The sequence below is a fragment of the Streptomyces sp. NRRL F-525 genome, assembly GCF_000716605.1.
Lineage (GTDB): Bacteria > Actinomycetota > Actinomycetes > Streptomycetales > Streptomycetaceae > Streptomyces.
The window spans coordinates 49,991-60,011 of record NZ_JNXE01000051.1 but is presented as its reverse complement, the minus strand read 5'-3'; the positions used below and the strand labels follow the sequence as shown (position 1 = coordinate 60,011).

General features: G+C 72.5%; 10 protein-coding genes. All 10 read right to left on the bottom strand.

Annotated elements, in window-relative coordinates; all coding sequences use genetic code 11:
* Positions 1-157 precede the first annotated feature (157 nt).
* Entirely contained in the window at positions 158-637 is a 480-nt protein-coding gene (locus tag OO69_RS44025; protein WP_051801698.1) for an SRPBCC family protein, read from the bottom strand.
* Positions 634-1,650 carry a hypothetical protein gene (locus OO69_RS44020; protein ID WP_033286617.1) on the bottom strand — a complete coding sequence of 339 codons (1,017 nt, stop codon included), beginning with the start codon at positions 1,648-1,650 and terminating at the stop codon, positions 634-636. Before OO69_RS44020 ends, OO69_RS44025 begins: the two co-directional genes overlap by 4 nt.
* A complete protein-coding gene (locus tag OO69_RS44015; RefSeq protein ID WP_033286616.1) occupies positions 1,647-3,065 on the bottom strand; it encodes a cytochrome P450 in 1,419 nt (472 codons plus the stop codon). Before OO69_RS44015 ends, OO69_RS44020 begins: the two co-directional genes overlap by 4 nt.
* Before the next feature lie 10 nt (positions 3,066-3,075).
* Positions 3,076-3,756, bottom strand: coding sequence for a class I SAM-dependent methyltransferase (locus tag OO69_RS44010; RefSeq protein ID WP_051801696.1), 681 nt, complete (start codon positions 3,754-3,756; stop codon positions 3,076-3,078).
* A 71-nt stretch (positions 3,757-3,827) separates the two neighbouring features.
* On the bottom strand, positions 3,828-5,174 hold the full coding sequence (locus OO69_RS44005) for an NAD(P)/FAD-dependent oxidoreductase (RefSeq protein WP_033286615.1): 1,347 nt from the start codon (positions 5,172-5,174) through the stop codon (positions 3,828-3,830).
* A complete protein-coding gene (locus OO69_RS44000) occupies positions 5,171-5,728 on the bottom strand; it encodes a flavin reductase family protein (RefSeq protein ID WP_051801694.1) in 558 nt (185 codons plus the stop codon). Before OO69_RS44000 ends, OO69_RS44005 begins: the two co-directional genes overlap by 4 nt.
* The gene (locus OO69_RS43995; protein WP_033286614.1) at positions 5,721-6,188 is read right to left on the bottom strand and encodes a type II toxin-antitoxin system RatA family toxin; all 468 of its coding nucleotides are present in this window, start codon (positions 6,186-6,188) and stop codon (positions 5,721-5,723) included. The genes OO69_RS44000 and OO69_RS43995 overlap by 8 nt, the downstream gene beginning before the upstream one ends.
* A 51-nt stretch (positions 6,189-6,239) precedes the next feature.
* Complete coding sequence (locus tag OO69_RS43990) at positions 6,240-7,550, bottom strand: aspartate aminotransferase family protein (protein WP_051801692.1); 1,311 nt, start codon at positions 7,548-7,550, stop codon at positions 6,240-6,242.
* A complete protein-coding gene (locus tag OO69_RS43985; protein ID WP_051801689.1) occupies positions 7,547-8,647 on the bottom strand; it encodes an SDR family oxidoreductase in 1,101 nt (366 codons plus the stop codon). The genes OO69_RS43990 and OO69_RS43985 overlap by 4 nt, the downstream gene beginning before the upstream one ends.
* Positions 8,648-8,744: 97 nt before the next feature.
* Positions 8,745-9,875 (bottom strand): acyl-CoA dehydrogenase family protein, encoded by a 1,131-nt coding sequence (locus OO69_RS43980; RefSeq protein WP_033286613.1) that lies wholly within the window; start codon positions 9,873-9,875, stop codon positions 8,745-8,747.
* Positions 9,876-10,021 lie beyond the last annotated feature (146 nt).

Below are 10,021 nucleotides of genomic sequence, written 5' to 3'. Positions count from 1 at the left end.
AGCCACCCCGCCTCAGGCACCCTCCGGGCCCCCGCCTCGACCACCCGCCAGCCACCCGCCTCAGGCATCCCCCGGGCCCCCGCCTCAGCCATCCTCCAGGCCCCCGCCACAGCCACCCGCCAGAAACCCGCACCCCACGCTCCCCCCTGAGCCCCCCTCAGCCGCCCTCCAACGCCGTCCGGAGGGCGGCCAGTGTCGCCCGCATGGTCGTGCGGTTACGCTCGCGGCGCCGGATCACGCCGGTGACCATCGGGCTGACGGCGGTGAGCAGTCGGCCGGCGACCGGCGACCGCAGGTCGAGCCACTCCTCGGTGACCTCGCATCCGCCGGGTACCTCCCTGAAGCGGTACGTCCACTGGGACAGGGCGATGCCCAGGATGCCGACCCTGAAGGAGAAGCAGCTGCCCGGCCGGGCGGCGACCACGGTGCACAGGGTGGCCCAGGGCAGCCACGCGGCGCGGTTGAGCCCCACGAAGCGGGTGCCGACGCGCACGGGCCCGCGGCCGCCCAGCACACGGGCGCCGCGGACCTCCGGACTCCACTGCCCCATGCGCGTCACATCGGCCACGGCGGCGTACGCGATGTCCGGCGCCACCCGGACCGTGACGCGCTCGACGAGTGGTGCGGGGCCGCTCACGCGCGGATGGTGATGCCGTGCTCACGGTCGTCCGTGAGGATCTCCATCAGGGCGCGGCTGTCGGTCTTGAGCGCGGTGCGCTTGCCGGTGACCCGGTTGGCGATCTCGACCGTGCAGGAGCCGATCTTCGTGTTGAGGCAGTGTTTGATCCCGCCGGGCGGGTTGTAGTAGTTGAGGCCCACGAACCGTTCCTTGGGGGCGGTCATCCGGCCGCGGATGTCGACGGTTCCGTCGGACGTGGCGAAGTCCCAGTAGAAGTAGCCGAAGTCCGCCTTGGCGGAGAGCGCCTGACGCAGGGACACCAGCGAGTACTCGCGGTCGTCGTGGCGCAGCACGAGGAAGGTGACCTGCGGGATGTGCACCGGGCCGAGCTTGGCGCGGGCCGTGACGACCTCCAGGAAACTGTCGGGCTCCCCGTCGAAGCCGGCGACCTGGCCGAAGGCGTAGTGATCGGTGTGCCGGCTGCCCCAGTTGTGGTTCTGGCTGCCGGTCCAGCCGTCGATGTCGATCTCCTCGCCGTTGACGTCGAGGCTGCCGCTGTACCGGGCGAGCGGTGTGCCGACGAGGCTCTTGGCCTTGGGGAAGCCGCCCGTGTACATCCTCGGCGGGAGCAGGAACAGCGGCTGCTGGCCCCCGGTGTACGTCAGGTCCCAGCCGATCCGGGCGTCCGGTCCCCGCGCCTCGCCCTTGAGGCGGCCCGGTTCCAGCACCCGGTCGCCGACCCGCGCGCCGAACGAGTCGGTGCTGAAGTGGCAGTCGGCGATGGGGTGTTCCTCCTTGGCCACCACATGCTGACCGGTGACCCCGTCGAACCAGATCGCCCACAGCTCGCCGATGGCCGCCTCGGGCATGTCCGCGGGGCTGAACACGGTGTACCGGATCCAGAAGGCGCGGGGTTCGGTGGGGTGGTTGCCCCGCTGGTAGAAGCTCTCGTAGTGACCGGCGCGCTGGCCCGGCCGGTAGCGGGTCCGGTTGATGTGCTCGGGGTCGAGGAGCGAGGCGTCGGCGTTCATGAGGTCCGTTCTCCGGCGACATGGGCGGTGCGTGCGGCCGAGGGCGTCCGCTGATGCATCGTCATCAGCATTCCGTACCGCGGCCGCAGCGTGATGGTGGCGTGGTTCACCACCCGGTGAGAGGGAACATGGCGGAACTCCCAGCGGCGCACCAGGGCGCACAGCAGCAGATGCGCCTCCATGAGCGCGAAGTGCTTCCCGATGCACAGGTGCGGCCCCGCGCCGAACGGCAGATACGCGAAGCGGTGCCGCCCCTTGCCGGCCTCCGGCAGGAACCGGTCCGGGTCGAAGCGCTCGGGGTCCGGCCAGTGCCGCGGGTGCCGGTGGATGTCGTACAGGTTCACCAGGACGCGTGACCCGGCCGGCACCCGGTAGCCGCCCAGTTCGGTGTCCCGCCGCACCAGCCGGGGCAGGATCGGCGCCGACGGATAGAGCCGCAGGGCCTCCTCGAAGACCCGCAGGGTGTACGGCATCTCCGCCAGGTCGTCAGGCGTGGGCAGTTCGTCGCCGAGGACGCCGTCGACCTCCCGCTGGACCCGCTCCAGCACGTCCCGGTGCCGGGAGAGGAGGTAGAAGGCCCAGGTGAGGGTGATCGCGGTGGTCTCGTGCCCGGCGGCGAAGGTGGTGATCACCTCGTCCCGCAGCTCCCGGTCGGTCATCCCCTCACCGGTGTCGGCGTCGCGGGCGGCCAGCAGCATGTCGAGGAGATCCCCGCCGCCGGTGGGGGCGTCGGGCTGCCGGCGTTCCGCGATGATCCGGTAGATGAGGTCGTCGAGTCCCCGCATGACGTCCTGGAAGCGCCGGTTGCGTGGGGTCGGCCAGGACGTCGGCGGGCTCAGCGGGTTCTGCAGGCGGTCGAAGGCGTAGTTGATGGCGACGTCCACCGCGTCCGGTCCGAGCCCGGCCAGGGTCCGGCTCACATCGGTGCTGAACATGCACCGGCTGACGATGTCGAGGGTGACCCGCATCATCTCCGTGTGCAGGTCCACCACCGCGCCCGTCCGGTAGCGGTCGGCCATGTGCGCGATCTGCTCGGCCGCCGAGACCCCCATCGTCGCGAACATGCCCGCGAGGGCCTGCTTGGTGTAGATCGGCTGCATCATCCGCCGGTTGCGCAGCCAGCTCTTGTGGTCGTCGCTGGTCAGCAGCCCCTCACCGAGGACGAGCCGCAACGGGTTGTCCGCCCCGAGCTTCCCGAACCGCTCGCTGTCGGTCAGCACCTCGGCGGCCAGCTCCGGACTGGACACCCCGTGCACCGCGACCGGCCCGAGCCGGTACTGCACCAGGTCCCCATGGGCGGTACGCCCCCGGTGCATGGCCTGAAGGATGTCCCGCCGGAAGTCCAGCACACTGCCCAGCAACGGCAGCCCGGCTGCCCTGGGGGCGCCCACCACACCATCCCGTACGTCAGTCATGTCCCCGCCCTCACTTCCGCGCCAGCGCGCAGACCCAGCCCAGCGAACGGCGCGGCTCCGACACGAACCGGGCGTCCTGGAACCCGGCCTTGGTGAGCCGTTCCACCAGGTCGTCCCCCGAGAGGATGTGCAGCCCCGCCCGCTGCGAGCGTTCCGTGAAGCGCCGCCCGAAGAACCGCTGGGTGAGTGACGGATCGTCGGCGGCCTCCCGGCTCATCTCCAACGTGATCGCCACCTGACCGCCCGGCTTCAGCACCCGGTACGCCTCGGCGAGCCCGCCCAGCGGATCCGGCCAGAAGTAGAAGGTCTCGATCGCGCAGACCTGGTCGAACGACGAGTCCTCGTACGGCAGTTGAGAACAGTCTCCGTGCCGCACCTCGACCCGCCCGCGCGCGATGGCCGGCAGGTTCCGCCGTGCCGCCTGCTCGACCATCTCCATCGAGTAGTCCACCCCGGCGACGAATCCTTGAGCGGCCCGCCGCGACAGCAGCTTCACCGCCATGCCCCCACCGCAGCCGACGTCCAGCACCCGCTGACGGCCGCGCACGTCCATGTGCTCGATCGTCCACTCGGTGAGGCTCCGGTGCTGCACCGCCATCAGATTCCCGAAGAACCGCCCGGCGCGCCCGGACGGCCTGCGGAAGTTCTCCTCCATGAGCTCCAGCGGCCTTGCCAGCAGTGTCCCGATCATGGGTGTTCCTTTCCCGGTGAGCCCGGCGTCCGTGTGGTGCTGAGGGAAACGGTCGAGTGGTCTACGGCCGCTCACCCGCGGGGACCGAGCGCGGGCCCCGCCGCACGGCGGGCGGTGCGGTCCATCGCGGCCAAGTAGCCCCGCAGGAGCGGCCGGGCGGGTCCCGACACCGGCAGGCGGGGTGCCCGGGAACGGTGCCAGGGCAGGGGCTCGGGGGTGTCCGCGTCGCCGAGGAGGGCCGCGGCGAGGTAGGAACCGTGGGCCACCGACATCGCGAGACCGTGCCCGTTGCAGCCGCCCGCGTACCAGACACCGGGCCGCCCCCGGACCGGCCCCACCACGGGGAGGCCGTCCGCAGTGACCCCGATCCCGCCCGCCCACCGGTGCGTGACCTCCACCCCGGCCAGCGCCGGGTGCAGCGCCCGCAGCCACTGCTCCAGCCGGTGAAAGGCGAAGACCCGCAGCACGGCTCGACGGCGGGGCCCGATCCCGTCCGGGCACAGGGCGGTACCGCCCCCGACCACCAACCGTCCATCCGCGGTGAGACGGAAGTACGGGGCCAACGGCACCGCGTCGATCACCGCGAGGCCACCGTGACCGAGCAGCGCCCGCGCCTCATGTCCCAACGGCTCCGTCGCCACCGCGTGCACCTCGAGCCCGAGCACCGTGCCCACCGGCAGCCCGAGCCCGACCACCCCGGCGTTCACCGCCAGCACGGACTTCGGCGCCCTCACCGTGCCGTGCGGGAAGAGCAGTTCGGGCTCCTGTCCGTCCCCGCCGCGCACTTCCCGCAGCGGGCTGCCGCCGTAGAGCCGTACGCCCTTGGCCACGCAGGCCCTCGCCAGGGCCGCCGTCAGCGCGGCCGGGTCGAGGGTGGCGGTGTGCCGGTGGAGCAGGCCCGCGTGGTACGGCACGTCGACGCGGCGCCGGATGTCGGCGGCGCAGAGGACGGGCACCTCCAGGTCCAGGGCCCGGTAGGCGGCGGCCTGCCGGGCCAGGGAGGCGAGCCCGGTGCGGGAGCGCGCGGCGACGATCTGTTCCCCGTCCGCGCAGGGCACCCCGAGCCGGTCGCACAGCTCCACGACCCGTCGTACCGCCTCGACGCTGGCCCGGTGCATCCGGCGGGCGGCGGCGGCCCCGTGCCGGCGCACCGCCCGGTCGACCGGCGGACCCACCCGCGGCCCCAGCAGCCCGGTGCCCCGCCCGCTGGCCCCGGCCGCAGGCCGCCGCGCGTCCACCACCACGATGTCCAGGGAGGGTTGACGTTCCGCCAGGTGGTACGCCGTGGACAGTCCTACGAGCCCCGCGCCCACCACCGCGACATCGGCACCGATCCGGCCGCGCACGGTGGACGGCGGGTCCGTGCCGTCCGGGTCCCCGGACTCCCAGCAGGGCGTGCCCGGCGCGAACAGGGTCACCGGGGCGCCCCTTCCCCGGCCCCCGACAGCGACCCGAACCGCCGGTCGTGCCAGAGCAGGGGCCGGCCCGACGCCACCTGCACCGCGGCCACCCGTCCCACCACCGCGCTGTGGTCGCCGTAGCGGCGGATGTCCTCGACCAGGCAGACCGACCAGCCGAGCGCGTCGCCGAAGACGGGTGCGCCCAGGACCCGGCGGAGCGGGACCTCGCGGAACCGCTCCGCCGACGAGACGGCCGGATCCGCGAAGCGGGCGGCTCGCGAACTCTGGCTGTCCCGCAGCAGGTTGACCGCGAAGACGCCCTGGCCGCCGATCGCCGACAGGGTGTGGGAGCCGTTGCGCAGACAGGCGAGGAGGAGGGGCGGGCGGGCCGAGAGGGAGGTGAGGGAGGAAACGGTCATGCCGGTGGGGCCGGCCCCGCCCTGGGTGGTGATGACGGTGACGCCGGAGGCGAGTTTCGCGTACAGGCGCAGGCAGTGCTCGGTGTCGGGGCCGGGTTCGTCCCGCAGCTGTTCGCCCGGGTCGAACGGCCGGGCCAGGGCCAGGTCAGCCATGCGCGGCGTCCGCGAGACCGGCCGGTGACACCGCGCCGAGCAGACCCTGGAGGATCTTCTCGATGTTGGTGCGTAACGTCGACTCGGCCACCGGGTCGAGGATCTCGGCCAGCGTGGGGATCCCCAGGTCGAACGAGGCCCGGAAGGTGACGGTGGTGCCGTCCCCGTGCGCCTCGCAGGCCCAACTCCCCTCGAAGGTCTCGAAGTCACCGCTGAGCTGCTCGAACGCGATGGAGAGCGTGGCCGGCGAGAAGGTGTCGCGTTCCGTCCAGCGCATCAGCCCGTTGCGGAAGGAGACGGTCCACGCGGAGACCACGGAACCGTCGGGACGCGGCGGCTGCACCTCCACCGCCCGTACCGTCGTGGTGAGTTCGGGGTACCGGCTGAAGTCGCTGATCCTCCGGTAGGCGTGCTCGGGCTCGATGCCCTGAGCCGTCATCCGGACTGTCACATGGCGCATGGTCTACGTCCTCACTGGCGTGGGGGGGCTGTGGTGCTGATGTCGTGACGGTCAGGCGAGGCGGGCGTGCACGGCCCGCAGGGCATCGGCGAAGGCGTCCAGGAAGAGCCGGACCTCGTCGGCGTCGGCGATCGCCGGGGGCGTCAGCCGGAGCACGCGTGTGGAGTTGAGCGAGTGGTTGACCAGGACGCCGCGGCTCACCAGCTCCAGCAGCGTCTCGCCGACGGCCTGTGCCTGGGCGAACTCGATCCCGATCAGCAGTCCCCTGCCTCGGACCTCGTGCACCAGGCGTTCCCGGTAGGGGGCGCAGATCTCCTCGACTCCCGCGAGCAACTGCCGCCCGAGCACGGCGGCCCGGCCCACGATGTCCTCGCGGTCGATCGTCTCCACCGCCGCCAGCGCCGCCGCACAGGCGATCGGCGAGGCACCGAAGGTGGAGGTGTGGAGGTAGGGGTCGCGCGAGAACGGACCGTAGGCCTCCTCGGTCGCCACCATCGCGGCCACCGGCACGACCCCGCCGCTCAGCCCCTTCCCCACGAGAAGGACATCGGGCACCACTCCCTCGGCATCAACGCCCCACCAACCACCCAGCCGACCCAGCCCGGTCTGCACCTCGTCCACGATCAGGAAGGCGCCGTACGTACGACACAGTCCCGCCGCCTCCGCGAGATACCCGGGCGGCGGAATACGCACCCCGCCCTCCCCCTGCACCGGTTCGAGGATCACGCAGGCCCGGTCGCGACGCCCACGGAGTGCCGCCTCCAGCTCGGCCAGGTCCCCGTAGGCGACCTGCGCGGTGTCCGGCAACAGTGGCTCGAAGGGCTGCTGGTAAAGGGAGTTGGCGGTGACGCTCAGCGCCCCGAGTGTCTTGCCGTGATAGCCGGACACGGTGGTCACCAGCGCGTTGCGCCCATGGGCACGGGCCAGCTTCAGCCCCGCTTCGGTCGCCTCGGCACCCGAGTTGACGAAGTGGACGTGATCGAGACCCACCGGGGTCCGGGCGGCCAGCCCGGCGGCGGCCCTCGCGGCAACGGGCTCCAGGAACACCCGGGTCGCCAACGGATGCGCGTCCAACTGCCGCCGCACCGCGTCGAGTACGGCCGGATGCCGATGCCCCAGGATGAAGACGCCGTAGCCCCCGAAGTCCAGGTACCGACGCCCGTCGTCGGTATGCACCCAGGCACCCTCGGAGTACACCTCGGCCATCCCACCGAGCACCGTGCCCATGACCGCCCGACCGGTGCCGAGGTGACGGCGGTAGAGCTCGGCGGTGTCGGGGGGCGGGGCTGCGGGAGCGGGGACTGCCGGCTCTATGGGGGCGGGAGCGGGAGGGGCCACTTCTACGGCGTCTACGGCGGTCATGACGCCAGCTCCGCCGGGGTCTGGGCCGGCCGGGGCCGCCGTAGGCCTCCTCGGCCGGTGGCCCAGCACTCCACGTTGCGGGTCAGCGCCGAGCGGATCGCGGCGCGGGTGGGGGCCGTGCCGCAGTGCGGTGTGCCCAGGTCGGAGGCGAAGGGGAGTTCCCGCTGGAAGACCAGCAGCAGCTCGGCGTAGTCCTGGAGCCGGCGCCGTACCAGCGCGGGGAAGGACGGACCCTCCAGCAGCGGGAGCAGCAGGCGGTGCACCGCTTCCACGGGGATCAGCCGCGGCGGGTGCGGGCGTTCACCGTGCTGTCCGGCGAACTCCAGGCAGATGTCGACGACTTCCCGCTGCAGGATGGCCTCGCGCCCGGCGGTCAGCCAGTATTCGCCCTGCGCGACCCCGGATCTGACCAGGTCGCCCACCGCGCGGGCCACCACGTCCTGCGGCACCATGTCGATCCGCGTCCCGGGCGAGCCCGGGAGCACCGGGACCTGGCCCTTGACGATCCCTCCCAGCGCCCGGGTCAGACCCTGCACGCGGGCGATCCGGCCGGTGGACGAGTCGCCCATGACCAGGGACGGCCGCAGGATGACCCCGGGCACCTCGGCCGACCGTACGGCCTCCTCGGCCGCCGTCTTGGAGGCGAGGTACGCGGCCGCCCCGGGAAAACGCTCCCGTTCCTCGGCCGCGAGCGGGTTCGCCACGAAGGCGGTGCTCATGTAGAAGAAGGGCGCGTCGGCGCGGGCCGCGAGGTCGAGCATCGAGCGCGTGCCGTCCAGGTTGGTGCGCCAGATGTCGGCCGGGTCCAGCCGCCAGTTGGTGGCGGCGGCGGAGTGGACGACCACGTCCAACTCGGCGGCCAGGTCCAGCCGTTGGGCGGCGGAGAGCCCCAGGCCGGGGGCGCACAGGTCCGCCGTCACCTCCCGTACCCGGGGGTCGTCCAGGGGCGCCCGGTGCCGCAGGCAGATCAGGTCGTAGTCGTCGCAGAGCTCGTCGATCAGGGCTTGGCCGAGTACGCCCGCGGCGCCGGTGAGCAGCAGGGTCGGGCGTGGGTTCCGGGGGCGGGGGCGGGACGGACCGGTGGGTTCTGGCGGCATGGTTCGGAAACTCCCATCGGGTGGGGGGTGTTGGGGTGGGGTGGGGTCGGGTGGGACGCGGTTCGCGTGGACGTGGGGAATCGCACCCGGGGTCGGATCAGGCGACGGTGAGCGGGCCGTCGGCAAGGTGGGCCGCCAGCGGGCCGGTCATCCTGGACCGGGCGGGCGGGTGCAGGGAGAGCCCGTTGGCGCAGGCGGCGAGGTGTCCGACCTCGTCCGAACTCATGAAGTTGAGGCCGCCGAGCAGTTCCACCGCCCGGGGGACGATGCGGGCCAGGGCGTCCTGGACGGAGTACCGCACGTACAGCGAGTCGGCGAGCGTCGACTCGTCCGGGCAGCCCTCGTCGAGTCGGCGGGCGACACCTTCCGCGGCGGCCATCGCACCCTCGGCCTCCACCAGCAGCCGGACCCGCTCGGACTCGGGCACCCGCTCGTTGCGCAGCACCCGTTCCACCAGCGCACTGGCGACCCCGAGATAACTCCCCGTCATCAGCAGCTCGAACCAGACAAGGCCCGCGGTCTGCAGCTCGTCCAGCCGCCCGTCCGAGCCCGAGGTGCGCAGCAACAGTTCCGGCGGCACGAGCACATCCGTGAGAGTGACCTGGTCGCTCTCCGCCCCCGACAGGAAGGAACTGGTCCAGAAACCGCTGACACTCACGCCCTCGCTCTCGGCGGGCACCAGCGCCACCGCCAGCTCGTCGCGCGCCCCGTGCTCACCGGGTACCAGGACGCTGGCGGTGAGCAGATCCATGGACCGGGCGAGGCTGCACGGACGCTTCACCCCGCTGATCCGCACCCCGTCGGGTCCCACCGTGGCGGTCATCGACGGCGAGAGGATGCCGGCGCCGGGCCGCCCCTCGGCGAACCCGGAGGCCACCAGCCGATTCCCGGAGGCCACTCCCTCGACGAGCATCCACTCCAGCCCCTCGCCGTCGGTGACCAGGCCGACCAGGGTGGCCATGGAGAAGTGGTGCATGGTGGTGGCCACGGCCAGGGAGGGCGACCTGCTGCCCAGCGCACGCTGCACCCGCAGGGCGTCCAGCGCGGTGGCCCCCTTCCCCTTGCAGGCCACCGGCACCAGCAGACCGGGCCCCCCGCTGTCACGGAAGAGCCCGATACCCGGGCTGCGCGGACTCTCCAACTCCATGAGCGGCACCGCCCGCAGACTCTCGTCGAGCCCCGGCAGCATTTTCGTCAGTACGGCGCGTTCGCGCTCCAGAAACCTCATGTGCTCCCCTGCTCCGGGACGACCCGGTCGCGCTGAACCCCGTCCGGCGGACGGGAATGACGGGTGACGGGAATGGTGGGTGACGGGTGACGGGTGGCTGGTGACGGGTGGCGGGTGGCGGGTGGCGGGAATGACGTAGGGCAGGA

Bases quoted from the DNA above. Each gene is read 5' to 3' on its own strand.
- OO69_RS44020 (WP_033286617.1), bottom strand. From the start codon at position 1,650: ATGAACGCCGACGCCTCGCTCCTCGACCCCGAGCACATCAACCGGACC.
- OO69_RS44015 (WP_033286616.1), bottom strand. From the start codon at position 3,065: ATGACTGACGTACGGGATGGTGTGGTGGGCGCCCCCAGGGCAGCCGGG.
- OO69_RS44010 (WP_051801696.1), bottom strand. From the start codon at position 3,756: ATGATCGGGACACTGCTGGCAAGGCCGCTGGAGCTCATGGAGGAGAAC.
- OO69_RS44000 (WP_051801694.1), bottom strand. From the start codon at position 5,728: ATGGCTGACCTGGCCCTGGCCCGGCCGTTCGACCCGGGCGAACAGCTG.
- OO69_RS43995 (WP_033286614.1), bottom strand. From the start codon at position 6,188: ATGCGCCATGTGACAGTCCGGATGACGGCTCAGGGCATCGAGCCCGAG.
- OO69_RS43990 (WP_051801692.1), bottom strand. From the start codon at position 7,550: ATGACCGCCGTAGACGCCGTAGAAGTGGCCCCTCCCGCTCCCGCCCCC.
- OO69_RS43985 (WP_051801689.1), bottom strand. From the start codon at position 8,647: ATGCCGCCAGAACCCACCGGTCCGTCCCGCCCCCGCCCCCGGAACCCA.
- OO69_RS43980 (WP_033286613.1), bottom strand. From the start codon at position 9,875: ATGAGGTTTCTGGAGCGCGAACGCGCCGTACTGACGAAAATGCTGCCG.